Genomic DNA, 24554 nt, shown 5'->3' on the forward strand with positions numbered 1-24554 from the left:
ATTGCAAAGTTTTAGCTATTCTTTTTAAACATCAGGTCAAAATAGTGCATCTGAACGAATTTAATCAATCCCCCCCTGCCGAACTCGAAAACCGATTAAAACACTGCGTGCCTATTCAAAGTTGGGGGCAAGCCATTATTGCAGCCCGCCCCTTTTCATCTATACAAAAGGTACTTGATTACGCAGCTCAACTTAGCCAGACATGGACATGGGACGAGGTTCAATCTGCTCTAGATATGCATCCAAGGATTGGAGAGAAGCGAGCCAAAACTGAACTTAGCCCAACCGAACAAGCTTTTTCAGAACGTGAACAGGCCCAACTCCAAACCAATAAAGAGACTCAACAGGCATTGCTCACCGCCAACATCGCTTATGAAAAAAAATATGGCTACATCTTCTTAATCAAGGCGTCAGGTTTAAATGTGAATGATATTTTAACGGCACTGAACTATCGACTAAAAAACGACCCTGAAACGGAACAACGCATCGTCAAACAGCAGTTATCTGAAATTGCTATCCTTCGCCTTACACAGGAGCTTACCGCATGATCAGCACCCATATTTTAGATACTGCTTTAGGTCAACCTGCAACTCAGGTCGATGTGAAATTATTCAATCATGTTGGCGAATTATTGGCTTGTGCACAAACCAATATAGATGGTCGTATTCAAGCAGCAGATTTTGGCTTAGAAGCACTCATTTCTGGAGAGTATGCACTTGAGTTCAATACAAAGGATTATTTCGAAAAACAAGGCCTTGAAACATTTTTCCCCAAAGCTGTGATTCATTTTTATATCCAAAATACCGAGCAACACTATCACATTCCTCTGCTGATCAGCCCTTTTGCTTATTCCACTTACCGTGGAAGCTAAGCACAACACAAACCAACAGAATATGGGGAAAAACAACATGACAAAACTCAATAAAAGCCTCTCTCCAGAACATGAGTATTTGGGGGCGACTAAAAGTGTGGCTTACGGTTTGCAACATGTACTCACTATGTATGGTGGAATTGTTGCACCCCCACTGATTATTGGTACTGCAGCAGGCTTAAACGCGACACAGATTGGTTTACTCATTGCTGCGGCGTTGTTTGTCGGCGGTTTAGCCACTATTTTACAAACCATAGGGGTGAAGTACATTGGGGCGCAACTTCCTTTGGTGCAAGGCGTTTCTTTTGCAGGGGTCGCTACCATGGTGGCGATTGTCACTACAGGTGGAGGGCTGCCCGCAGTTTATGGTGCAGTCATCGTTGCATCATTGATTGGCTTTTTCTTAGCCCCTTATTTTTCCAAAATTATTCGCTTTTTTCCCCCTGTCGTCACAGGTTCCGTCATCACCATCATTGGTTTATCCCTCCTGCCTGTCGCTGTCCGTTGGATGATGGGTGGCAATAAAACGGCGCCGAACTGGGGAAGTATTGAAAATATCAGTTTGGCTCTCCTAACTTTAGCAATCGTGATTGGACTGAATATGCTTCAAAGCCCGACCATGCGCCGGTTGTCAATTCTAGTATCAATCATTTTAGGTACATGCATTGCCTATATTCTAGGTTTTGGTGACTTTAGCCACATCACCAATGGTGCTTGGATTCAAGCCCCGAGTGTTTTTGCTTTTGGGCTTCCTGTTTTTGAATTCACCGCAATTCTTTCAATGCTGATTGTGACTTTAGTCATTATGACGGAAACCACTGCCGACATTATTGCAGTAGGTGAAATTGTTGGAACGAAGGTTGATGCTGAGCGCATTGCAGCAGGTTTACGTGCAGATATGCTATCGAGTGCGGCAGCACCCATTTTAGGTTCCTTTATGCAAAGTGCTTTTGCGCAAAACGTCGGTCTGGTTGCCATTACAGGAATTAAAAGCCGATTTGTAGTGGCTGCAGGTGGTGGCATTTTAGTGATCTTGGGGTTATTGCCGATTATGGGGCGCTTGATTGCGGCTATTCCATTCCCAGTTTTAGGTGGGGCAGGTTTAGTTTTATTTGGAACAGTAGCTGCTAGTGGCATCCGAACATTGGCTAAAGTTGACTATAATGAGCAAAAAAATCTAATTATTGTTGCAACTTCAATTGCAGCAGGCATGATTCCAATCATAGATTATTCTTTCTTTATAAACTTCCCCAAATGGGTGCAAACCCTGTTCCATTCTGGGATCAGTTCGACCTGTATCATGGCGATATTATTAAATTTATTATTCAATCATCTTCCTTCTTCAAAAAGAAAGTCTGTCACTAAAAATAAAATACTTCAGGAAGCCCACCACTAAACCATTTGGTAAAAAAAGTGTAATAAATAACCTTTTTTTATGATCCATCTCCATCACGTTCGTCAAATTTGGCTTTATTTTTGCTTAATAATCGGTATCCTTGTATCCGATTTTTTGGGGAATATTCATGAAACTGACTCAAATTGCTGCTTTCGTAGCATTATCTTCTGCTGCGGCAATTTCTCAAGCTGCGCCGATCTGGCAAGACTTTAGCCTCACTGCTTTATACGGTGAAAACTATGCGCATCCTGTAAATATGGATGACAATAACCAGCAAACAACGGCTACTGTCGAATATACAGCTAAATTGAAATATGGTGACTTTTTCGGCTTCGCTGACCGTGCTCACAATGATTTCGAAAACAGCACATATTTCGAGCTTTCGCCTCGCCTAAGCTTAAGTGCTGTTACAGGAACTAAACTAGAAGCTGGTCCAATTAAAGATATTTTAATTGCGGGAACATGGGAAGCAAATAGCTCGAACTACTCAGGTGCAGACTTCAACAACTACCTCTATGGTATTGGTTTTGATCTTGCTATTCCTTATTTCCAATATGCACAGTTGAACTTCTATAAAGCGGATAATGAGAAAGGAACAACTGATGACTACCAAATGACTGCTGTCTATGGTATTCCAGTGAAATTAGGTTCTGAAGATTTCCTTGTTGATGGCTTCCTTGACTGGTCAACAGGTGAAAATGCAGGTCATGCAAGTGAATTAAACTGGACAACACAATGGAAATGGAATGTTGGTAAACACATTTCTCCAGATACACGTCTTTATGTGGGTGTTGAACACTCTGTATGGAACAACAAATACGGCATCAAAGGTTTAGACCAAAATGACGTTAGTGCATTAATCAAATACCACTTCTAATTCACTTTTGTGAATATCCAAAAGCAAGACTTCTGTCTTGCTTTTTTTTATGTAAAAGCAGCATGATAAAGCTCCAATACAACGACTCAGCCTTCCATGTCTTTTAACATCCGTCCTGCTACTGAACACGATCTGCCTGCCATTCAAAATATTTACAATGCTGAAGTTCTACATGGTATGGCAACGTGGAATGAACATGCATATGATTTAGCGCATTTTCAAAAACAGTTACAACACTTTAAAAATCAGCAATTTCCATTTTGTGTAATGGAAGACCAAGAGAAAAAGGTGATTGCAGGATTTGCAGACTATGCCACTTTCCGTAATTTTTCAGGCTATCGTTTTACCGTTGAGCATTCTATTTATATTTCACCCAACTATGCACGTCAGGGTTTAGGTAAACAACTTTTAGCCTATTTGATTGAACAAGCAAAAATGCAACAAATGCATGTCATGGTTGCAGGAATTGACCATGCCAATCTTGCATCAATTGCATTACACGAAAAATTCGGCTTCGTACAAACAGGCTATATGCCACAAGTGGGACAAAAATTTGGCCAATGGCGTGATCTAGTACTGATGCAATTGATGTTAAATCAGTGAGATTGGCGTTAAATTGTCACTGGTTACACTGATCACAGCGTAATTATGCTTTGCTGCTTGTTCATAAAAATTTTTGAGTTGAGCAAACAGCAAGCTCAACTCCGCAAATTGCAGTTCTATCGACTCAGTCCGAATCCCATGTTCCTGCTCTAGGCGCTTTAAACAAGTAGTTTGCATATGCTTTTTAAAGTCATCAATATCGAGTTTCCCTAATGCTTCTTCGACTTCAACTACACGAACTGCCGTGTTATAGCGCACCTCTGTGAGTTGTTTCTGACGTTCCGATAAATGATGTTCAGCTTGTACACTCAAAGCCAGTAAGGAAGTTCCAGACTTAAAACTCCCCTGCAACAACGTTTGTAAGATCTTCCAGTTTGAGCCTAAAAGTAGACGTGATTCAAGCTGTTGCGAATCCAATACATCTTGCACAGCAGTCGACTCTAAAATCAGCATTTCTAAAGCATTGGGTTGAATACTTAATAATAATGTGTCCATATGGCTGCTCTTATTGTTGTTACTTTCCATTAGCTTAACGCGTCTGAAATCCAACTGCTCAATCAATTTGTATGAGTAATTTTCACAAAAACGCAAAGGACAGTGGTCCTTTACTCCGAGCTTAAATACGCCACAAAAAATATCTCCTAATCCAGCGGATTACCCACAATATTACTAATAATTCCCTTCATGATATGAGGGCCTTGCTCAGTACGTAAGTCCTCATACCATGCCTGGGTTACACTTTCATCTTTCATATGGGTCACATCACAACGTTTACGTGCGCGTAGCACCATTTCTCCTGTGCGTTCGTTGCGTTTATTTTGATAACGACGTAACGAGTCTTGTAAGCCCAAAGTATTAATTTGTAGTGCGCGTGCCAAATAAATGGCATCCTCCATCGCCTGACAACCGCCTTGCCCAATATCAGGCGTTGTACTATGTGCTGCATCTCCGACGATCACCACACGACCTTTATAGAAGTCAATAAATGGCTCAATATCATGAATTTCGACACGATTAGTCTGTTGTTCATTCATTGCATCAATGAGGCTTTGCACAGGCGCACACCAATTTTGAAAATACTCTTTCAACTTTTTTTTATATTGATTTCGATCATTTTCCAAACCAACTGGTAGAGGCACATCAAAAAAGAAATAGAAGCGATTGTCAGAAACTGGCATAAGTGAAGCACGCTTCCCTTCGCCAACAAATGTCGTCCATTGATCTGCTGGTGCTAAATCACTAGATATTTCAACTAAACCATTCCAGTTGACGTAACCAGCGTAACGGCGTTGAACTTGATCACCAAGAACATACGCTCGAGTCAAAGAGTGAGTTCCATCTGCTCCAACCAATAATTCTGTTTGGATTTCTGTTCCATCTGCAAAGCGAACTGTGACCATATCATTGTGCTCTGCTAAAGACAGCATTTTTTTACCGAGCTTGATATCCTGACGCCCAAATTCATCCATCAACATGTTTTGTAGTTCGGCACGCGAAACAGGATACGGTCGCTGTCCAACCTCTTCAATCAAAGGATACAAGCTGAACTGGGTCATGACATCCCCCGTTAAACCATCAACATAAGCCAAATGGTCCATCTGCCCACCTAGGCGTGCGACTTGGTGGGTTAAGCCCAAATAATTCAGGCACTTCACACCATTTGACCACAATGAAATGGCTGCACCTACAGGTAAAATATGCTCTGTTTGCTCATAAATGGTGACTCGATGCCCAAATTTCTTCAATGCGATTCCTGTCGTTAAACCACCCATCCCTGCACCAATAATTGCAATTTCCATCTGTTCCTCATTTTCAAATTTGTATCATTCAGATTGAAAAAGCGAAAACCATGCCATCTTTGAGCCCTTCATTTATGTCCATCAAAAGTTGGCATAAGCTGTGCTATATAAAGGAAAGAAAGTAATTTCATTTTCGTAAAATTGGCAGATAAATTTCTTTATTTTTAAAACGAAAAATCACCTATTGATGACCCTAAACACGGACCTATTTCATGGCAACCTTATTTGCACCTAGCTTTGAGCTTCCTACGAATATACAACAATTGACCAATCTGGCAGATCTGCGTATTGGGGCTGAAGTGATTGAATGCTCGGATGATTTTTTTGCTGAAGCCAAACGCATGTTGCAATTTAACGCTCCAGTTTTTGTGGAGGAGAAATTTGACGATCACGGAAAATGGATGGATGGTTGGGAAACACGGCGTAAGCGCCATGCAGGTTACGACTGGGCCATAGTCAAACTTGGAGTCGCAGGAAAAATTAAAGCTTTTGATATCGACACGACATTCTTTACTGGCAATTATCCTGCTTCCGCGGCTATTGAAGCCTGTTATGCACCAAAGGGTAACTTTGAAGATGTGGAATGGCACCAAATTTTACCAAACAGTATATTGGGACCTAGCCAGCACCATATTTTTGAGGTTAAAACTGAAATGGTGTATACCCATATTCGTTTAAACATTTATCCTGATGGTGGCATCGCGCGTCTTCGTGTTTATGGTGATGTGCAAACCCAAATTACCGACCACAATCAAATATTAGATCTGTTGGCATTGGAAAATGGAGGACGCGTCATTGCATATAGTGATGCCCATTTTGGACATCCCCGTAATTTAATTAATCCTGGTAGAGGGATCAATATGGGCGATGGCTGGGAAACTAAACGTCGTCGGGCACCTGGTTTTGACTGGTGTATTTTAGCCTTGGGGCAAGCAGGCTCTATTGAAAAAATTGAAATTGACACTGCACATTTTAAAGGCAATTACCCAGCTGAAGTTTCAGTTCAAGCCATTTATATTGAAGATGCTACCGACCCACAACTGATTCCACAAAGTATGTTTTGGCCCTTTTTATTAGAGGCGAAAACCATGCAAATGGATCATATCCATTGTTATGCCAATGAAATTTTAACACAGAACAAAGTGTCCCATATTCGTGTCAATATGATTCCCGACGGTGGTATTAGTCGCATTCGCCTATGGGGTAAAATTGTCTAATTTATATTCAAATTGACATGATTAGCTCAATTATTATTTTAGATTTATGCTGCTATATTTTCATATATGCATCAATTTTGAAAATACAGTTTTCATTTGGAAGAAACCCATGCCCCATCATATTTTGATTCAACCGATTAGCAATGAAAATTTTGCCGAGTTTGGTGATGTGATTAGCTGCCGAGGGCATGATTTTTTCCATATTAATGATGCACACACTGAGCGCTATCATGCCTTGGCTGAAACTGAAATTATGGGCCATGCAAAAGTTGGTATTAGTATCTTTCGAAATATCCAGACCACTACACTTCCTGTTGAAATTTCAATGTTGGAACGTCACCCCAAAGGCTCTCAAGCGTTCATCCCGATGCACGGTCAAAAATTTCTAGTGTTGGTTGCGCCAAGTTTGGATACGGATCAACCTGATATTTGTAAATTACAGGCTTTTATTACAGATGGTTCGCAGGGTGTGAATTATCATATAGGGACATGGCACCATCCACTTTTAACACTGGAATCTCCTAGTGATTTTGCCGTTATTGATCGAATTGGGACTGGACATAATTGTGATATTTTTCAGTTTCCATCACCTCTCTTTATCGAAGAGTCGGGAAACCCCTAAATATTGTCCCTTTACTTTGAATAGCTCCCTATGTTCTATTCAAAGCATAACGAAAATGGGATCAAATCATGCTCAAGTATCCATTCTTGATTGGACTTTTGACTGTAAGCACACTCGCTTCAGCAGATGAGACCTTTGAACAAGAACTTCGCCAAGGTTGCGCCAAAGTCAAAATCTCTGCCAATGCTGGTAAGAAATTTTATGATCAAAAACAATATCAAAAAGCGTTAGAGCAATTTCAGTATCAAGCGACGTGGTCTTCTTTTTGTTTAATGAATCAACCCGAAAGTGGTGTATCCCTTACTGAACGTGATGTCGAAATTGCCAACAACAATGTCGGTTTAAGTTATAGCAAGTTGGGAAAACCGCTTTGGGCTAGAGCGTGGTTTTTGCATGATGCTAAGTCTAAATCTAGTCAATTTAATTTAAAGCAACTACCACCGCCTAAAAAATCAGCAACACTAGCGGGCAAATATGTACAGTATGCAGGCTTTGGGCAGTGGAATCAGATTGAGGTAAAACCGCTTAAGCATGTATATCAAATTGAATTTAATGGTCTTTATATGGGAATACGCAGTCTCATCTATGGACCCAATATGGGTGAGTTTGAAACCACCATGCCGTTCAATCGAACTCAAGCGCAATATCAGGTCGATGACTGTAAAATTAATTTAAAGTTTGCCTTCGATCCCAAAATAGGACATACCATCCGTGTCAGCGAAACCAATACCATGAGCTGTGGTTTTGGGCACAATGTTTCAGCAAACGGTGTATTTCTAAAAGTAGAATAAGATCCATATCTAACATTCAATGTACTAACCTCCCCTTTAGCAGGGAGGCTTTTCGTCACTTGTTCAACAGAGGGGAAAATAACGAGACTTAAATCGCCACCAATTCTCGAATACCTTTTGCAGGCATTTCACTGCCTGCCCCTTGTGCAATCACTTGCCCACGGGCCATAACGGTATATGTATCAGCCAATTCTTCGGCAAAGTCATAAAACTGCTCAACCAAAACCACCGCCATCTCACCACCATCCGCCAGTTTACGAATCACTCGGCCAATGTCTTTGATAATAGAAGGTTGAATGCCTTCTGTGGGTTCATCCAATATTAACACCCGCGGTTCTGACGCTAAAGCACGCGCAATCGCCAATTGCTGCTGCTGTCCACCCGATAAATCTCCACCACGACGATGTTTCATTTCATCTAATACGGGGAATATTTCATACAAATGTTCAGGTACTTTTCGGGTTTTAGCCCCCTTAAACTTGGCCATGCCAATCAGGATATTTTCTTCAACAGTTAGGGTCGAAAAAATATCACGGCCTTGTGGCACGTAAGCCAAACCTGCACGAACACGTTGTTCAGGATTCATCTTCGAGATGTCCTTACCATCAAGTAAAATTTGGCCCGACTTGATCGGTAAAATCCCCATCAGACATTTCAGTAAGGTGGTTTTTCCAACACCATTCCGCCCCAACACCACCGAGCACTCTCCCACAGGGGCCTGAAATGAAACATCTCTTAAAATATGACTGCCACCGTAAAACTGATTGACGTCTTTGACTTCTAACATGGTCGGCTCCTTAACGTCCTAAGTATTTCTCAATCACATCTTCATTGGCCTGTACCTCTGCCAATGTGCCTTCAGCTAAAATCGACCCTTGAGCCAGTACCGTCACTTTTTCACTGATGGTGTCGATAAAGCTCATATCATGTTCAACCACCACCAAAGTGTGATTTTTCTTCAACTCTAAACACAGCTCAGCCGTGCGTTCTGTTTCGGCATCAGTCATGCCTGCCACAGGTTCATCAAGTAAAATCAGCTTAGGACGTTGCATAAGCAACATGCCGATTTCCAACCATTGCTTTTGTCCATGTGACAACAGCCCCGCAGGTTTATGTACCCACTCTTCTAGCCGAATTTGCGCCAAAGACTCATCCAAAGCCAACTGCGCATCTGGATCCAGTTTACTGAAGAAGCTTTTTTTGACGCGCTTATCTTTTGGCGCCGCGAGTAGCAAGTTTTCCATCACTGTAAAATTTTCAAATACCGTTGGTTTTTGAAATTTACGACCAATGCCTGCTTCTGCAATTTGCTCCGTACTCATCTTGGCCAAATCATAGTTTTGCCCAAAAAAAGCTGAGCCTTCGGTCGGTCGGGTTTTGCCTGTAATCACATCCATCAGTGTGGTTTTACCTGCTCCATTGGGTCCAATGATACAGCGTAGCTCCCCTTCTTTGATGTACAGCGACAGATCATTTAAGGCCCGAAAGGCATCAAACCAAACACTGACTTTTTCCAAGTACAGTGCAATCCCGTGGCTAAAGTCAGCGCCTTGTTCTTTGGGACGTCCATAGCCGTCTGAAGCATGGCCACCATGAGGTTGTATTAGCTCACTCATTCGCTACGCTCCTTTTTAAAACGGTCAAACAGACCAATGACACCTTTGGGTAAGAAAATGGTGACCACAATAAATAAAGCACCCAAGATTAATAACCATGCTTCTGGATAAGCCACGGTGAAATAGGTTTTCACGCCATTAATTAACCCTGCACCCAAAATTGGGCCAATCAAAGTCCCACGCCCACCCGCAGCCACCCACACCGCTATTTCAATCGAATTGACGGGGTTCATTTCACTTGGGTTAATAATACCTGCTTGGGGAACGTATAAAGCCCCTGCAATACCTGCAATGACCGCCGACAGCACCCATGCAGATAGCTTGTACCAAAGTGTGCGGTAGCCCAAATACTGTAAGCGATTTTCGCTGTCACGGATTGCTCCCAGTACACGGCCATAAGGTTTATTCATAAGATGACGCAATCCCACAAAGCACAACAGCAGCACAACAGCGGTGAGAAAACAGAGTGTGGCACGCATAGATGCTGAGGTAATGTCCATGCCAAAAATGGTTTTAAAGCCTGTAAAACCATTATTTCCACCAAAGCCTGTTTCATTGCGGAAGAACAACAGTGCCGCCGCAAAAGTCATAGCCTGAGTAATAATCGAAAAATACACGCCTTTAATTTTGGAGCGAAACGCAAAGAAACCAAAGATGAAAGCCACCATACCAGGAACCAACACCACCAAGGCCAAAGCCCATAAGAAATGATTGGTACCCACCCAATACCATGGCAGTTCAGTCCAACTTAAAAAACGCATAAAGTCAGGAAGTGCATCCCCTGCAGATTGGCGCATCAGATACATGCCGAAAGCATACCCCCCCAGCGCAAAGTACAAGCCATGACCTAAACTTAAAATGCCTGCATAGCCCCAAACCAAGTCCAGTGCCAAAGCCACCAAAGCCAAGCACATGATTTTACCAATCAGGGTGACCCAATACGCAGAAAGATAAAATGCCGAATCAGCAGGAAGTAAATGTAACCATGGGAGCAATAACATGACAGCAAAACACGCCGCTATTGCCATTGCACTGATAGGTTTATCAGATAATAAAGAAGTGATTTTCATGCGCTTACTCCACAAAACGGCCTTTGATGGCAAACAAACCTTGTGGACGTTTTTGAATAAACAAAATCACAAGAACCAGTAGAATAATTTTCGCAAGAACAGCGCCCATGCCAATTTCAAGAATCGTACCACTGATACCCAAACCGAGTGCTGCCAGTACCGCTCCCCAGACTTGTCCTACACCACCAACAACAACGACCAAGAAAGCATCAATGATATAATTCTGACCTAAATCAGGCCCAACATTACCTACTTGCGCTAAGGCACAGCCTGCCAGACCAGCTAGGCCTGAACCCAGTCCAAAAGCCATCATGTCAATACGACTAGAACGAATGCCTACAGCTCGTGCCATTTGGCGGTTTTGCGTCACGGCACGAACAAACAAACCAAAGCGTGTTTTATTGAGCAGGTAAACCAACAGCAGTAGCACCGCAACCGTAAATACAATAATGGCAATCCGGTTATACGGCAGCATTAAACTGGGACTCAGCGCAATACCGCCCGATAACCATGAAATATTGGAGACTTCGACATTTTGCGCGCCAAAAATCATCCGTACCAATTGCATCAAAATCAGACTGACGCCAAAAGTCGCCAACAGCGTTTCCAGCTGACGACCGTATAACGGTCGAATTACCGTCCGTTCAATCAACATGCCAATCAACGCACTTACCACAAAGGCTGCAGGAATAGCTGCAATTAAATACCAATCGACATAACCGCCTAAGTAAGTTTTAAACAGGCTTTGCACCACATAGGTGGTATAAGCCCCAATCATAATCAATTCGCCATGTGCCATATTAATCACACCAAGCAGGCCATAAGTGATGGCTAAACCGAGTGCTGCTAGCAGTAAAATGCTGGCCGTACTAAAACCAGAAAATACATGTCCAGCCCATTCACTGGCTTGGATGCGAGTTTTAATCTGACTTTTGCCATCCGCCAAAATAGCTTTGAGATCTGAATTCAGATTAGGCTGGGTGAGGGTTTGTTCTACTAAGGCTAAAACATCGGGGCGATTTGACTCAGCGAGTACTTTTGCTGCTTGAATCTGTACCAACACATCTGGATTTTCAAAATCTAAACGTGCTTTGAGCTGTGCTAAGCGCTGTTTGACTTTGTTATTTTGCTCTTTCAAATAGAGCTGATTAATCTGTGCAATATTCAATTCAGACAGGTTATTTTCTAAAATATCAATCGCTTCTAAACGTTGAGAAAAGTCTTCAGATTTTAATTTTGCTTGTGCCTGACCAAAGTTTAAAGCTTTACGTAAAGTATTGACCAACGTCACTTGAGATAAATCACCCGGCCAAGTTTCAATCACTTGCTCATCGGGATAACTCAATAATTTCTCATTATTTTTTAAAATATATGTCGTGCCTGCACTGTCTTTGTATAACTCATCATTTTCAATAAATGCAACGAGACGATCAAACTCTTCAATCGTGCCCGGCCACTGGCTCAGCATGGCACGACGCTCTGCAAATTCTGCTTTAACAAAACGTTGAATGGCGTCATTAGATGCTGATGCACTTTGTGTAGCAGAAGTGGGTTCAGTATTTTCAGCCCAAACACTGTTACTCATGAGCTGTGCCATTGAGCAGAGTATCGCGACACAAAAAATCTTTGGATTCATAAAATATTCCCTTAAGGTTGCTTAAAAAGTCCCGTATCGGGATGTTTTTATTTAAGAGCCCACAGCCGAAGCTATAGGCTCAGTACTTAAGACAATTATTTAGGAATGTATGGGCTCCAAGGCTCTGCTTTAATCACACTCGGTGTTTTGTAGACCACATCAAACTGACCATCTGCGCGAATCTCACCAATCATGACTGGTTTATGTAAGTGATGGTTTTCTGCATCCATTTTTAAGGTGTAGCCAGAAGGTGCTTTAAACTCTTGACCAGCCATTGCTTCACGAACCTTATCAACATCGGTCGTTCCTGCTTTTTCAACAGCTTGCTTCCACATATTGATCCCCACATAGGTGGCTTCCATCGGATCATTGGTCACGATTTTGTCTGCATTCGGCAGTTTATATTCCACTGCATACTGCTTCATTTTATTGACAAATTCGGTGTTGGTTGGGTTCTTCACTGACATGAAGTAGTTCCACGCCGCCAAATGTCCAACCAATGGCTTGGTATCAATACCACGGAGTTCTTCTTCACCCACGGAGAAGGCCATGACAGGAATGTCAGAGGCTTTGATACCTTGGTTCCCCAATTCACGGTAGAACGGCACATTTGAGTCGCCATTGATGGTTGAAATCACCGCTGTTTTCTTACCCGCAGCGAATTTCTTCACATTGCTCACAATAGTTTGATAGTTACTATGACCGAAGGGTGTGTACTCTTCCATGATGTCAGCATCTGCCACACCTTTGGACTTCAAAAACGCACGTAAGATTTTATTGGTGGTACGTGGGTAGACATAGTCTGTGCCCAATAAAACAAAACGCTCAGCTTTGCCACCTTCCTCACTCATCAAGTATTCCACTGCAGGAATCGCTTGTTGATTTGGCGCAGCGCCCGTGTAAAAAATGTTTTTAGACTGTTCTTGCCCCTCATATTGCACAGGATAGAACAGTAAACCATTTAACTCTTCTACTACGGGCAAAACTGACTTACGAGAAACGGATGTCCATGCGCCAAAAATTACTGCCACTTTGTCTTGGGTAATCAGCTGACGTGCTTTTTCTGCAAATAAAGGCCAATCAGATGCAGGATCAACCACCACAGGTTCTAATTTCTTACCGAGTACACCGCCATTGGCATTGATTTCATTGATGGTCATCAATGCCGTATCTTTTAAAGACGTTTCAGAAATGGCCATCGTGCCTGAAAGTGAATGTAAAATCCCGACTTTAATGGTGTCACCACTCGCTGCTGTGGCAACAGGTTCAGATGCTGCTGTGCTCGCTTTATCTGCAGGTTTTGAACAACCTGTTAAAGCAATACTCCCCATAATTGCAGTTGCAAGGAATGTCTTCGTTAATAATTTTTGTTGGAACATCTCATTTTCTCCAAACTTGAAACTTAGGGTGCATTTTTCAATGCATGATTGTTATTAGCGCTATAGGTGCCAATTCAATTTCTATGCCAAGCAGGTCTAAATGAAGGTTTCAACATTCTTTAAAACACATATTTTTTAATATTTATCAATATCTTAAATAAAACAAAAAATCACACTACGCACCCTAAATTTACCTCATTTTGTTGTTTTTATGCATACAAGCTTGTATACAACATTTGTTCCAAATCAATCCATCTTGCCCACTATTGCCCTTTTATTTTAAGATTTGTGCACAAATTAGGCGCACCCGAAGATTAAATATGCCCATAAAAAAGCACCCTCTAAGTTAGACTAAATGTGTCCAACTTTCGGGGTGCAGTTCAATATGCGGGCTTTTGATGCACTTATAATAAATTTAAACCACTAGCTCTGCCAAATTGCCTTTTTGCTCTAACCACTCTTTACGGTCACTCGAACGTTTTTTAGCCAGCAATTTATCCAATAAACCTGCGGTGAAATGACTATCATCCAAGTCCAACTGCACCAAACGGCGTGTATTCGGATCCAGTGTAGTTTCCCGTAGTTGGCTAGCATTCATTTCACCCAAACCTTTGAATCGGGTAATTTGTGGATTCTTGGTTTTACATTTTTTCAAAATGCTTTCCAGCTCTTCATCATCCAAGGCATAGTGCACATCTTTGGCATCATCAATTCGATACAGCGGTGGCATCGCCACATACAGATGTCCTTCTTCAACCAAGACAGGAAAATGCTTCACAAACAAAGCACACAGCAACGTCGCAATGTGTAGACCATCCGAGTCAGCATCGGCCAAAATACAGATCTTGCCATAACGTAGTTCAGATAAATCATCCGACCCCGGATCGACTCCTATGGCAATCGCAATGTTATGTACTTCTTGCGAAGCCAAGACTTCATCGGAAGAGACTTCCCAAGTATTTAAGATTTTCCCACGAATCGGCATGATGGCTTGGAAGTTTTTATCGCGTGCTTGTTTAGCTGACCCCCCCGCAGAATCCCCTTCCACAATAAACAGTTCAGACTCTTCTAAGGTATGTCCAACACAGTCTGACAGTTTTCCGGGTAATGTTGGCCCTGCCACAATCTTCTTACGTTCAACCTTTTTCGCAGCTTTCAGACGACGACCCGCTTTCGAGATCGCCATTTCCGCTAACTGCATGGCAATATCGGAGTTTTGGTTTAACCACAGTGCAAAAGCATCTTTGGCGATATTTTGGACAATCCCTGCTGCTTCACGACTGGATAAACGTTCTTTGGTTTGCCCTGAAAACTGTGGCTCTTGGAACTTGAGCGACAAAATATAGTTCACACCATCCCAAACATCTTCAGCAGAAAGCTTCATGTTTCTTGGCAATAAGCTACGAAGCTCACAAAACTCGCGCATTGCATCGGTCACGCCTGAACGTAGGCCATTCACGTGGGTTCCGCCCTGCGCGGTTGGAATCAAGTTCACATAACTTTCTTGAACCAACTCACCGCCATCAACATTCCAGCAAATGGCAAATTCGGCACTGGCACGCTCGGCATCTCCTGTAGCCACAAAGGCTGGATGAGGCAGAATCTCACGATCTTCTATTTCATCCATCAAATAATCGACGAGGCCATTCTCAAACTGCCAAACAATTTTTTCATCATTGATTTGGTCAACATAATTGATTTGTAAACCTGCAGCCAAAACGGCTTTGGCTTTTAAATTATGCTTCAACGCTTTTAGGGCAAATTTCGGTGAATCAAAATATTTGGCTTCAGGCCAAAAGTGAACAGAAGTCCCTGTTGCACGCTTCGGTGCTTTACCTTCTAATACCACCAAGGGCGCAGTCGGCTCCCCCTGCTCAAACGCCATTTGGTAAAGATTGCCCTGACGTTGAACTTCCACTTCAACTCGGCTAGATAGCGCATTGACCACGGAAATTCCAACACCATGCAAACCACCTGAGAACTGATAGTTGTCAGTACTGAATTTACCCCCTGCATGCAGTTTGGTCAGAATGATTTCAATGCCGCTTTGACCATATTCAGGGTGAATATCGACAGGCATACCACGACCATTGTCTTCCACCGACAGCGAACCATCTTTATAAACGGTGACAGTAATTTTATTGGCATGACCTGCAAGTGCCTCATCGACCGCATTATCAATAACCTCTTGCGCCAAATGGTTTGGGCGTGTGGTATCGGTATACATGCCAGGACGACGACGTACCGGATCTAAACCAGATAATACTTCAAGGGATTGGGCCGTATATTGAGACACGTTGTACTGTTTCCTTATTTTAAGCAGTCCGATAAAAACTGTAATGCCATCGGTATTTTGTCTGCGAAATCTTCCATCGCATGATTGCCTTTCGTTTCCGAAATCACAAGCGCTGCGCCATTATAATAGCGCTCTGCGTCACGATAATCCAAAACTTCATCGCCTTGTTGCAATAACACTAAAATTTTGTCTGCATCTTGCACAAATGGCAGTTCGATCTGCTCAAGATAATCCAACTGTGCATCATCCAGCATCCAATGTTCATTCACCTTATAAGGCAACTGAGCCACACCAAATAAATCTCTGAACAATTGCCATGGTTGCATAGCAGGGTTAATCAGCACAGCAGGGACTGCCAACTTCGCGACCAATTGTGTCGCATAAAAACCGCCTAAACTGCTCCCCACGAGCACCACTTGATCCAACTCTTGAATCAAAGCCGTTAATTTTTCCAAGGCCAAATGCGGAGGCATATTCAAGTCAGGTAAATGTACTTGCCACCCTGAATGGGCTTCACAGTAGTGTTTCAGCAATTGACCTTTTATTGATGAAGAACTGCTTTGAAAGCCATGTAAATAAATTATATTCATGCTGTAAATTTACTCTTCCACATCATCATTTATATTGTGCACTCAAAGGAGATCCTTTTAACTGACTGATTTTTTTTGTATGTATCGAATATTGTCAGACAAAAAAATAAGATCAACCTTACATTCATCGCTATTGTAAAAGTTATTCGAGATGAATTAGATAAGCTAGAGTGCTAAGAATTTATACCGTGATCGTTGAAAAAAATAAAGTCCCTGCCGACACAGAAACTCAAGGGTAGAAAAAATGCCAAGTTTAACGCCTCTGCACGAGACCTATTGTAAATGGGATCGTACTCCTCCCAGCCAAGCCGATGTGCTTGAAGGGGTTGCTCAGCTGCTTACCACGCGCCTAGGCGACGTTGTCCATGATTTAATTCAGGCCATTCAGCGTGAAATTTTAATCAGTTTGTTCGGGATGAACGAGGCCAGCTCAAAAAAGTTTCTATCTACCCGCTACATTGAGAAGCTTTACCAATTTTCTTTCAATACCCTACAAAACTACGGTAGTTATTTATTGGCACCGAGTTTACGCCATATTATTGAAAAATTTCCCAATTTACACCATAAACCCTTAACCCCAACCTTGCATTATTTAGTTGGGGCGCTGAATGGTGTTTTGGGTGACTATTTACTCAAATACCATAACCCTGTGGCACTACCGATGGTGCTGTATGATCATTATGGCGCTGTCCAACAAGGTGAGTTATCTGGCCGTGTGGTAATTATGGTTCATGGTCTATGCATGAATCATTTGTACTGGAGTACAGCGCGTTATGGCGGTATTGGGGAAAAGCTGTTGGCACAACGTGCCCAAAACACGATGTTGTATTTGAACTACAACACAGGGCGTCGTATTTCAGCCAATGGACGTAGCTTTTCTAATACTTTACAAGACTTGCTCAACCGTAACCCCCGTATCAGCTCAATTGATCTGATTGGACACAGCATGGGTGGACTGGTTTCACGCAGCGCACTGTTCTATGGCAAACAGAACATGCAAAGCTGGATTCATGTAGTGGAAAACATGGTCTGTATCGGTTCTCCACACCATGGCGCAGTTTTAGAACGCTTTGGCTTTCATTTACAAGACAAACTCGGGCGTTTCCCATTTGTCAAAATTATCGGGCATGTCGTCAATATTCGCAGTAATGGCATTCTAGACTTGCGTCATGGCAGCGTGCGTGATGACGACTGGGAGCACAATGAGGCACGTATTGGTCAAGTTGATGACAACCGTAAACCTGCTCCATTGCCCTCACATATCAATACATTCTTGATCGCAGGTACGATTGAATTTGAAAAGCGCAAATATCGCGCGCTGAATGTGATTGGCGATTATCTAGTTAGTGTAAAAAGTGCTTTAGGCGAACACATGAATCCACGCTTTCAATTGAAAGTGCCTGATTCGCATAAAGCGATTTTCTATGGCTTAAACCATTTTGAACTGCATACCCATGCCAGTGTGGCAGAGCAAATCGTACATTGGTTCTATCCAAATCCAACTGAAACGGAATATGGTCAGGTGCATGAATACATGGTTGGGCTGGATGATTTTGAGGGTATTGCGCTGACCTAAGCCCCTCATACAGCTCATAAAAAAGCCAACATGACGTTGGCTTTTTTATCTTTATTATTTTTTCTTTGCGTGGTTCGGATATTTACGGAACAGCTGCCACAAGCTAATCAACGCCAGTGCCACAAAAAACACCAAAGACCATACAGGTAAGGACTGACCCAAGAACGTCCAATCTACAAGTGCACATTCACCAGAACCTGTCAGTACCTGTTCAAACACTGAACGCAAAGGCAAGGTGTCTAACCAATAATCCAGACCTGGCCCACAACTCGGTACTTGATCAGGTGGTAAGTTTTGTAGCCAAACATGACGTGCTGCCACACCTGCAGACCATAAGACCGATACACTACCAAGAAACGTATAAAAACGTTTAAAACCATTTGATGCCGGGTTATGTAAAAAGGCAATCAGTGAAATTAACCCAAGTCCAATCAGTCCCACACGCTGGAACACACAGAGTGGGCAAGGGTTCAACTGTGCAGGGCCATGCTCTAAATACAAGGCAAACGCCATACCAATAATACTGGCTAAAACCAACACACCACTCACGAAGCGATAACTCCATTGCATGGTTAATCCTCTTAATTTTTTATCTAAATTGTGCAAGATACTTCTCAAAACTCAGTTGGCTGTCTTGCTCTAATTGTGCTTGCTGTTGTAAAGATACCGTAGCCAAATCATCAAAATAAGCCCATGTCTCTGCACTCAGCTGATGACGCTCATAACTTGATGCATGTTGTGCGGCCATTTGGCTACCAAAGCCCCATGTCCCACCCGCTTCCAAAGTATCTTCGATCATCTGCGCCGACAAAGTATCATCAACTTCGGCCACTCTCTGTTGCATGACTGTCATTGCTTTACTGTAGAGTGTGGTGTCATAGCACTGATCTAACAACACAACCAGTTCTTGCATAGCCTCTAAATGAGACTGACTCCATGCTTCAATCGGGAACGATTGCTCACCCACGGCAATTGTGGCATTCGGTGCGCGCCCACGATTGACCACTTCCGCTTGGTTTTTCTCGATTTGATCTTGCTCTGCGGACAAAAGTTCTGGGCTATCTAACAGTAAGCAATACAGTGCCAGCACTTCTAAGAAACCAGCGGTATCTTCATTGATTCCAATCGGGCTATACGGATTGATATCTACCGCGCGAAGCTCGACATAACCAACGCCTCGATTACTTAGCGCTTGGGACGGTGTTTCCCCTGCTTGTGGTACTTGCTTTGGACGCACCAAACTGTAGTACTCATTTTCAATTTGCAGGACATGATCATTAATTTGAATCGGTTCGCCCTGCGCATCATTGAGGCCTAAGCGACTAAACGGCGCATAAGCCGTTTTGACTGCTTTTTGTAGACCTTCGAGATAACCGTCGAGATTGTTGTAATGAATCCCGAGCTGCTTTTGTGCTGAGTTTTGATAACCAAAACGCCCCATCCGTAAAGCAGTCGCATAGGGTAAATATAACGTCCCGCGCAGCAATGGCAACAAATGATGTTCACGCCCTGTCATAAAGCACTGGCAGACCGATGGACTTGCCCCGACCAAGAACATCACCAATGGCGTGAGACGAATAAAGTTGCGGATCAAACCAAAATAACGATGACTGCGATAATCCTGTGCAGACAAGGCTTTCAGCGCTTCATCTGTCTCATGTTGTTGTAATTGTTCAAACAGCTGATCGGGAAAGGACAAATTATAGTGCAGTCCTGAAATGGTTTGCATACGGCGACCATAACGTACTCCTAAACCATGACGGTATAGGGTTTTAAACTTTCCAATATTAGATGTGCCATATTGAGCGAGACGGATTTTTTCGTCATCGTCATCCAACATACAAGGCATTGACAAGGGCCACAATTTTTCACCGCTTTCCAAGTGTCGATGTGCCACCGTATGGATATCTTTTAGATAATCCAAGGCCTCAGTAATAGTCGGCTGTGGTGGGGTAATAAATTCTAATAACGCTTCTGAATAATCTGTCGTGATGTGTGGGTGAGTCAGTGCAGAACCTAAAGCTTGGGGATGATCAGCTTGAGATAAAAAGCCATTACTTTGCATACGCAAACTTTCACGCTCAATTCCGCGTAACATCCCTTGCAAAAGTGATGAATTGAACCAAGTCGGTAACACAGCTGTAGATTTAGATGCGGGTTGACCCATTACAATCTCACTTTTTGGAAGAAACAACGACCACGACGAATAAAATAAAATCATCAGTTTAAATCAGTATAACGTGATTTTAACTCGGCACATTACACCCAGTCCTATTTTCAAGTAAACCATCTGTTCTATTTTTCGGAAAATATTTATCACAAAGTTACGCTATTAGACATGTCAAAAGTGTGATTCTATTGAAGAATAAATGCTAAAGAATTGTAAACTTTATGAATTATCAAGAAATTTTAGACTTTTGGTTTGATCCTCAACACCAAACTTGGTGGTTTAGCCAAAATGATGCCTTTGATGCCCTGATCGAAGAAAAATTTAAGAGCATTCATGAGCAAGCCATACATGCTGAGCTCTGGTCTTGGCGCAGTAGCGCTGAAGGACGTTTGGCTGAAATTATTGTACTCGATCAACTGTCGAGAAATATGTATCGCAACAGCCCTTTGGCCTTTGCTCAAGATGCACTGGCTTTGACTTTGGCACAAGAAGCGATTTCACTTAAATTAGATATCGAATTATCAGCGACGCAACGCAGTTTCTTATATATGCCTTTTATGCATAGTGAATCAAAACTTATTCATCAATATGCTTTAAAATTGTTCCAAGACTTGGGTAATCCGATCAATCTCGACTTTGAACAACGTCACAAAGTCATTATTGACCGTTTTGGACGTTATCCTCATCGTAATCAAATCCTTGGACGTAACTCAAGCCAAGAAGAACTGGAATTTTTGACGCAACCCAACAGCCATTTTTAACTGTTCGGTTTCTCCCTCTGTGCTAAGGAGTCTACCTCATGACAAAAATTTTAATTGCCTGCGCATTGGCCACTAGTCTGAGTTTAGTGGGTTGTGCCTCTACCCCCTCAAAACCCTTAACCTTCGACCAATTGGGGCGCTTTAGTAACACACCTTTAAATAGCTCAACCTACCGAATCAGCTTTCAAGCACGTCCCAATATGAGCCATGGTACAGCTGAAGAAATCACGTTGGTTAAAGCCGCACAAACCACCGTACAAAATGGTTATCGCTTCTTTAAAGTGTTGAATGACCCAAGCAATCAGAATCAAGCACCAAGGCAGGCCGTGGTTTACTCTAACCCAATGCCTTATTATCCCTACGGCTATTACTCACGCCACCCAGGTTTCTGGCCCGACCCATTCTATGACACACCACGTCTTGTAAACATTGATCCTGTACAAGTGTCATACAGCATTCAATGCTTTAAAGACCAAAAATCGGCACCAAGTGATGCCTTTGACGCCACGCTGATTTTACAGTCATTGGGTGGAAAGTATGGCCTAAGCCCAACAGGTGAGGTTTTGCCACCACCTGAACCCACAACGCCAGCGCCCACAACCAAAACAAAGTAAGACATAGAGTTCGCCTATGAATGAAACACAAACGACGTCTTCTAACCTACAACGCAGTAAACGCTTTGCCACTATTGCTCTCATCACTGCAGTCGTGACATGGCTTTTGCTGATGGTGGTTGCTAAGTTTGTCCCGACAGATAAAGTGTGGATCATTCATATTTTGATGTTATCTGCTGAAGCAGGTGTGGTCGGTGGTTTAGCAGATTGGTATGCGATTACTGTGCTGTTTCGTAATCCTTTTGGGAAAATGCCCATTCCAAAGTTTTTGCGCGACCACACCGAAATCATCCCTCGTAACAAAGCACGGATTGCTGAATCCATGGGGCGTTTTGTACAAGAGAATTTTCTTTCACCCCAAGTGGTGGAAAAAAGCTTACAAAGTACCGACCTGTCTTTGGCAGTGGGTCAATGGCTCGCCAACCCGCAAAACAATTTACAAATCACCCAAGTGATTCAACAAACCGTGCCTAAAGTATTTGAGTTTGTGGGGCAAGAACAAATCGGCCGTTTTATTCAAAGTAATAGCGTGCAATGGGTGCGTAATACCCAAGTTAATCATTTGGCCAGTGAAATGCTACGCGCCGTACTGGAAAATGATTTCCATCAGGATGTATTACAACGCGGCCTCGATTTAGCACATGACTGGATGACCCAACACCCTGAACAAAGTCGCGAGCTGACTCAAACCTTGTTCAAAGAACTCGGGGTCTGGAAGTTGGCCAAAGGAGCCAGTTGGATTGGGATAGATGTTCAGCAAAGAACCATTGACTCACTCATTCAACGAGTAGAGTCAATGCTGGCAGATCCAGAACATCCATGGCGTCAAAAAATTGAAGCGATGGGACATGAACTCATGCTCGAACTGGCAGATGCCAACAGTACAGCCAGCCAACGCTTGAACCAAATCAAAGATGCTCTATTGGATAGTCCACAAGTACTGAATTTTATTAGTGGTGCCGTCGCCATTTTATGTGATGCCATAAAACAAGATCTACAAAAAACCGACTCAGGCATTGCCCACAACATCCGTGTATCCATTCAACAGATTGGTGAAAATATCATCTCCAATCAAGCTGTACGAGATCTACTCAATCAGCGTTTAAGCGGCATTGCAGTCAATCTAAGCGATCAATACAGTGAAAAAGTGATTCGTTTTATCAGTGAACGCATCCACGAATGGGACTCCAGTGTCATGATCGACAAAATCGAAAATGAAGTTGGTGGTGACTTACACATGATTCGAGTCAATGGCGTGGTGGTGGGCGCATTTATTGGTTTAGCACTGGGAATTATTCGTGCGGTGGTCGAAGTACTCTTGTAAAAAGCACACTTTAGTAAAAACCATTCACCCAAATGTCGGTTTTTAGCCGCAGCTACATGCAAAATTTGCATAAGAAAAAGTGGCCTACTGTGCTATTTTGGATGAATATTTAAATACTTATAAAGATTTATGCTTCAATTACCTACATCCAAACTACCCGCACAGGGCATCACTATTTTCAGCACCATGACTGCCATGGCACAGCGCTTAAATGCCCTAAATCTATCCCAAGGTTTTCCAGACTTCGAAGCCCCCTCTGAACTGCTGGATGCTTTAGCACAGGCCACACAAAGTGGGTTCAATCAATATGCTCCGGGCGATGGGGTCTGGTTATTACGCGAACAACTGGCACAGCAGTTTGCACAGCGCGATCAGATTCAGCTGGACCCGATGACTGAAATTACCATCACCCCAGGTGCAACCATTGGCCTTTTTGCCACCATTCAAGCCGTGGTTCATGCGGGCGATGAAGTCATCATTTTTGACCCCAGTTATGACAGCTATGCACCCAGTGTCGCTTTGGTTGGGGGTAAGGCCGTTCACCTCCCTCTGCATGCACCACATTTTTCGGTGGATTGGGAGCAGGTCAAATCCGCGATTACAGCCAAAACCAAACTGATCATTATCAACACGCCACATAATCCAAGTGGCGCCATTTGGAGCCAGCAAGATTGGTTGACGCTGATTGAACTGATTCGCGACACCAATATTTTAGTGCTGTCCGATGAAGTTTATGAGCATCTAGTATTTGATGGTCAATGTCACTATTCAGCGCTGTCTTTTCCTGAACTGCGTGAACGCAGTGTGGTGGTGGGTTCCTTTGGCAAAACCTTTCATGTAACGGGTTGGAAAACTGGCTACTGCGTTGCCGCACCAGCACTGATGCAATTATTCCGACAGGTCTATCAGTTTGCCAACTTTTGCGGAGTCACCCCTGTACAACTGGCTTTGGCCAATTATATGCAACAACATCCTGAACATATTCAAAACTTAGCGGGATTCTATCAAGCAAAACGCGATCGTTTTATTGAGGGTTTAACTGGCTCACGCTTTCAATGGCTACCTTCTCAAGGCACTTACTTTCAAAATGTGGACTACAGCCACATTCGGCCCGATTTAAGCGATGTTGAATTTTGCCACTTTCTGGCAGAGCAGCATGGCATTGTTGGCATCCCTGTTTCGGTGTTTTATCAGCAGGCACCCGAAGCACTACGCCTGATTCGCTTTTGCTTTGCTAAGACTGACCAAACGCTGGCACAAGCGACCGAAATTTTGCAGAAAGTCTAATTTTTTGACCGCCACACTCTATTCGAAACTCGCCTTTGCTTACTGAAATACATCGGTTT

Annotated in this window: 24 protein-coding genes; 13 read left to right on the forward strand and 11 right to left on the reverse strand. The window is 42.9% G+C overall.

Annotation, left to right across the window (positions count from 1 at the left end; all coding sequences use genetic code 11):
- Positions 1 to 44: 44 nt before the first annotated feature.
- The 5 genes from uraD (at position 45) to GBI16_RS00335 (ending at position 3747) form a co-directional block, all read left to right on the forward strand.
- Entirely contained in the window at positions 45 to 548 is a 504-nt protein-coding gene (gene uraD, locus GBI16_RS00315) for a 2-oxo-4-hydroxy-4-carboxy-5-ureidoimidazoline decarboxylase (RefSeq protein ID WP_086210286.1), read from the forward strand.
- A complete protein-coding gene (gene uraH / locus GBI16_RS00320; protein WP_086210287.1) occupies positions 545 to 871 on the forward strand; it encodes a hydroxyisourate hydrolase in 327 nt (108 codons plus the stop codon). The genes uraD and uraH overlap by 4 nt, the downstream gene beginning before the upstream one ends.
- Before the next feature lie 37 nt (positions 872 to 908).
- Positions 909 to 2267: a nucleobase:cation symporter-2 family protein gene (locus GBI16_RS00325; protein WP_151706303.1), complete on the forward strand. Its 1359-nt coding sequence runs from the start codon at positions 909 to 911 to the stop codon at positions 2265 to 2267.
- Positions 2268 to 2394: 127 nt separating this feature from the next.
- Positions 2395 to 3144, forward strand: coding sequence for an outer membrane protein OmpK (locus tag GBI16_RS00330; RefSeq protein WP_119063318.1), 750 nt, complete (start codon positions 2395 to 2397; stop codon positions 3142 to 3144).
- A gap of 96 nt (positions 3145 to 3240) precedes the next feature.
- Positions 3241 to 3747 carry a GNAT family N-acetyltransferase gene (locus tag GBI16_RS00335; RefSeq protein WP_151706304.1) on the forward strand — a complete coding sequence of 169 codons (507 nt, stop codon included), beginning with the start codon at positions 3241 to 3243 and terminating at the stop codon, positions 3745 to 3747.
- Here GBI16_RS00335 and GBI16_RS00340 read toward each other — a convergent pair.
- Together GBI16_RS00340 and hpxO are read right to left on the reverse strand one after the other, a co-directional pair.
- Positions 3736 to 4242: a DUF1877 family protein gene (locus GBI16_RS00340; RefSeq protein ID WP_110974604.1), complete on the reverse strand. Its 507-nt coding sequence runs from the start codon at positions 4240 to 4242 to the stop codon at positions 3736 to 3738. The two genes, GBI16_RS00335 and GBI16_RS00340, sit on opposite strands and share 12 nt — an antisense overlap.
- Positions 4243 to 4388: 146 nt before the next feature.
- Positions 4389 to 5546, reverse strand: coding sequence for an FAD-dependent urate hydroxylase HpxO (gene hpxO / locus GBI16_RS00345; RefSeq protein WP_151706305.1), 1158 nt, complete (start codon positions 5544 to 5546; stop codon positions 4389 to 4391).
- A gap of 212 nt (positions 5547 to 5758) precedes the next feature.
- Here hpxO and alc point away from each other — a divergent pair, with 212 nt between their 5' ends.
- The 3 genes from alc to GBI16_RS00360 all read left to right on the forward strand — a co-directional run bounded on the left by alc (position 5759) and on the right by GBI16_RS00360 (position 8176).
- Entirely contained in the window at positions 5759 to 6763 is a 1005-nt protein-coding gene (gene alc, locus GBI16_RS00350) for an allantoicase (RefSeq protein WP_151706306.1), read from the forward strand.
- Positions 6764 to 6872: 109 nt separating this feature from the next.
- The gene (locus GBI16_RS00355) at positions 6873 to 7385 is read left to right on the forward strand and encodes an ureidoglycolate lyase (RefSeq protein WP_086210294.1); all 513 of its coding nucleotides are present in this window, start codon (positions 6873 to 6875) and stop codon (positions 7383 to 7385) included.
- 68 nt (positions 7386 to 7453) lie between these two features.
- The gene (locus GBI16_RS00360; protein WP_086210295.1) at positions 7454 to 8176 is read left to right on the forward strand and encodes a hypothetical protein; all 723 of its coding nucleotides are present in this window, start codon (positions 7454 to 7456) and stop codon (positions 8174 to 8176) included.
- Positions 8177 to 8264: 88 nt separating this feature from the next.
- Here GBI16_RS00360 and urtE read toward each other — a convergent pair whose 3' ends face one another.
- The 7 genes from urtE to GBI16_RS00395 form a co-directional block, all read right to left on the reverse strand.
- A complete protein-coding gene (gene urtE / locus GBI16_RS00365) occupies positions 8265 to 8963 on the reverse strand; it encodes an urea ABC transporter ATP-binding subunit UrtE (RefSeq protein WP_086210296.1) in 699 nt (232 codons plus the stop codon).
- 10 nt (positions 8964 to 8973) lie between these two features.
- Positions 8974 to 9792, reverse strand: coding sequence for an urea ABC transporter ATP-binding protein UrtD (gene urtD / locus GBI16_RS00370; RefSeq protein WP_086210297.1), 819 nt, complete (start codon positions 9790 to 9792; stop codon positions 8974 to 8976).
- Entirely contained in the window at positions 9789 to 10862 is a 1074-nt protein-coding gene (urtC, locus tag GBI16_RS00375) for an urea ABC transporter permease subunit UrtC (RefSeq protein WP_151706307.1), read from the reverse strand. Before urtC ends, urtD begins: the two co-directional genes overlap by 4 nt.
- A 4-nt stretch (positions 10863 to 10866) precedes the next feature.
- Positions 10867 to 12498 carry an urea ABC transporter permease subunit UrtB gene (gene urtB, locus GBI16_RS00380; protein ID WP_151706308.1) on the reverse strand — a complete coding sequence of 544 codons (1632 nt, stop codon included), beginning with the start codon at positions 12496 to 12498 and terminating at the stop codon, positions 10867 to 10869.
- 95 nt (positions 12499 to 12593) lie between these two features.
- Positions 12594 to 13877, reverse strand: a complete 1284-nt coding sequence (gene urtA, locus GBI16_RS00385) for an urea ABC transporter substrate-binding protein (RefSeq protein WP_110974597.1) — start codon at positions 13875 to 13877, stop codon at positions 12594 to 12596.
- Positions 13878 to 14292: 415 nt separating this feature from the next.
- Positions 14293 to 16173, reverse strand: coding sequence for a DNA topoisomerase IV subunit B (gene parE / locus GBI16_RS00390; protein ID WP_086210312.1), 1881 nt, complete (start codon positions 16171 to 16173; stop codon positions 14293 to 14295).
- Between the two features lie 14 nt (positions 16174 to 16187).
- Positions 16188 to 16763, reverse strand: a complete 576-nt coding sequence (locus GBI16_RS00395) for a YqiA/YcfP family alpha/beta fold hydrolase (protein WP_151706309.1) — start codon at positions 16761 to 16763, stop codon at positions 16188 to 16190.
- A 244-nt stretch (positions 16764 to 17007) separates the two neighbouring features.
- Between GBI16_RS00395 and GBI16_RS00400 the strand changes: the two genes are divergently transcribed.
- Entirely contained in the window at positions 17008 to 18339 is a 1332-nt protein-coding gene (locus tag GBI16_RS00400) for a hypothetical protein (RefSeq protein ID WP_086210314.1), read from the forward strand.
- Positions 18340 to 18393: 54 nt separating this feature from the next.
- Here the strand turns inward: GBI16_RS00400 and GBI16_RS00405 are convergent, their stop codons facing one another.
- Both GBI16_RS00405 and gshA read right to left on the reverse strand, forming a co-directional pair.
- Positions 18394 to 18909: a disulfide bond formation protein B gene (locus tag GBI16_RS00405; RefSeq protein WP_086210315.1), complete on the reverse strand. Its 516-nt coding sequence runs from the start codon at positions 18907 to 18909 to the stop codon at positions 18394 to 18396.
- Between the two features lie 19 nt (positions 18910 to 18928).
- Complete coding sequence (gene gshA, locus GBI16_RS00410) at positions 18929 to 20506, reverse strand: glutamate--cysteine ligase (protein WP_151706310.1); 1578 nt, start codon at positions 20504 to 20506, stop codon at positions 18929 to 18931.
- A gap of 224 nt (positions 20507 to 20730) precedes the next feature.
- Between gshA and GBI16_RS00415 the strand changes: the two genes are divergently transcribed.
- From GBI16_RS00415 to GBI16_RS00430, 4 genes are all read left to right on the forward strand, one after another.
- Complete coding sequence (locus GBI16_RS00415; protein ID WP_151706311.1) at positions 20731 to 21270, forward strand: DUF924 family protein; 540 nt, start codon at positions 20731 to 20733, stop codon at positions 21268 to 21270.
- Positions 21271 to 21308: 38 nt separating this feature from the next.
- On the forward strand, positions 21309 to 21884 hold the full coding sequence (locus GBI16_RS00420; protein ID WP_086210318.1) for a CC0125/CC1285 family lipoprotein: 576 nt from the start codon (positions 21309 to 21311) through the stop codon (positions 21882 to 21884).
- A 16-nt stretch (positions 21885 to 21900) separates the two neighbouring features.
- Positions 21901 to 23208, forward strand: a complete 1308-nt coding sequence (locus GBI16_RS00425) for a DUF445 domain-containing protein (protein WP_151706312.1) — start codon at positions 21901 to 21903, stop codon at positions 23206 to 23208.
- A gap of 129 nt (positions 23209 to 23337) precedes the next feature.
- Positions 23338 to 24495 carry a methionine aminotransferase gene (locus GBI16_RS00430; RefSeq protein ID WP_151706313.1) on the forward strand — a complete coding sequence of 386 codons (1158 nt, stop codon included), beginning with the start codon at positions 23338 to 23340 and terminating at the stop codon, positions 24493 to 24495.
- The last annotated feature ends 59 nt before the right edge of the window (positions 24496 to 24554 follow it).

The organism is Acinetobacter sp. TUM15064, assembly GCF_008980265.1.
Classification (GTDB): Bacteria; Pseudomonadota; Gammaproteobacteria; order Pseudomonadales; family Moraxellaceae; genus Acinetobacter.

Bases quoted from the DNA above. Each gene is read 5' to 3' on its own strand.
- GBI16_RS00330 (WP_119063318.1), top strand. From the start codon at position 2,395: ATGAAACTGACTCAAATTGCTGCTTTCGTAGCATTATCTTCTGCTGCG.
- GBI16_RS00395 (WP_151706309.1), bottom strand. From the start codon at position 16,763: ATGAATATAATTTATTTACATGGCTTTCAAAGCAGTTCTTCATCAATA.
- urtB (WP_151706308.1), bottom strand. From the start codon at position 12,498: ATGAATCCAAAGATTTTTTGTGTCGCGATACTCTGCTCAATGGCACAG.
- GBI16_RS00360 (WP_086210295.1), top strand. From the start codon at position 7,454: ATGCTCAAGTATCCATTCTTGATTGGACTTTTGACTGTAAGCACACTC.
- hpxO (WP_151706305.1), bottom strand. From the start codon at position 5,546: ATGGAAATTGCAATTATTGGTGCAGGGATGGGTGGTTTAACGACAGGA.
- GBI16_RS00425 (WP_151706312.1), top strand. From the start codon at position 21,901: ATGAATGAAACACAAACGACGTCTTCTAACCTACAACGCAGTAAACGC.
- urtA (WP_110974597.1), bottom strand. From the start codon at position 13,877: ATGTTCCAACAAAAATTATTAACGAAGACATTCCTTGCAACTGCAATT.
- GBI16_RS00430 (WP_151706313.1), top strand. From the start codon at position 23,338: ATGCTTCAATTACCTACATCCAAACTACCCGCACAGGGCATCACTATT.
- GBI16_RS00420 (WP_086210318.1), top strand. From the start codon at position 21,309: ATGACAAAAATTTTAATTGCCTGCGCATTGGCCACTAGTCTGAGTTTA.
- urtC (WP_151706307.1), bottom strand. From the start codon at position 10,862: ATGAAAATCACTTCTTTATTATCTGATAAACCTATCAGTGCAATGGCA.
- uraH (WP_086210287.1), top strand. From the start codon at position 545: ATGATCAGCACCCATATTTTAGATACTGCTTTAGGTCAACCTGCAACT.
- urtE (WP_086210296.1), bottom strand. From the start codon at position 8,963: ATGTTAGAAGTCAAAGACGTCAATCAGTTTTACGGTGGCAGTCATATT.
- gshA (WP_151706310.1), bottom strand. From the start codon at position 20,506: ATGGGTCAACCCGCATCTAAATCTACAGCTGTGTTACCGACTTGGTTC.
- GBI16_RS00340 (WP_110974604.1), bottom strand. From the start codon at position 4,242: ATGGACACATTATTATTAAGTATTCAACCCAATGCTTTAGAAATGCTG.
- GBI16_RS00335 (WP_151706304.1), top strand. From the start codon at position 3,241: ATGTCTTTTAACATCCGTCCTGCTACTGAACACGATCTGCCTGCCATT.
- GBI16_RS00400 (WP_086210314.1), top strand. From the start codon at position 17,008: ATGCCAAGTTTAACGCCTCTGCACGAGACCTATTGTAAATGGGATCGT.
- urtD (WP_086210297.1), bottom strand. From the start codon at position 9,792: ATGAGTGAGCTAATACAACCTCATGGTGGCCATGCTTCAGACGGCTAT.
- GBI16_RS00415 (WP_151706311.1), top strand. From the start codon at position 20,731: ATGAATTATCAAGAAATTTTAGACTTTTGGTTTGATCCTCAACACCAA.
- GBI16_RS00325 (WP_151706303.1), top strand. From the start codon at position 909: ATGACAAAACTCAATAAAAGCCTCTCTCCAGAACATGAGTATTTGGGG.
- GBI16_RS00355 (WP_086210294.1), top strand. From the start codon at position 6,873: ATGCCCCATCATATTTTGATTCAACCGATTAGCAATGAAAATTTTGCC.
- alc (WP_151706306.1), top strand. From the start codon at position 5,759: ATGGCAACCTTATTTGCACCTAGCTTTGAGCTTCCTACGAATATACAA.
- GBI16_RS00405 (WP_086210315.1), bottom strand. From the start codon at position 18,909: ATGCAATGGAGTTATCGCTTCGTGAGTGGTGTGTTGGTTTTAGCCAGT.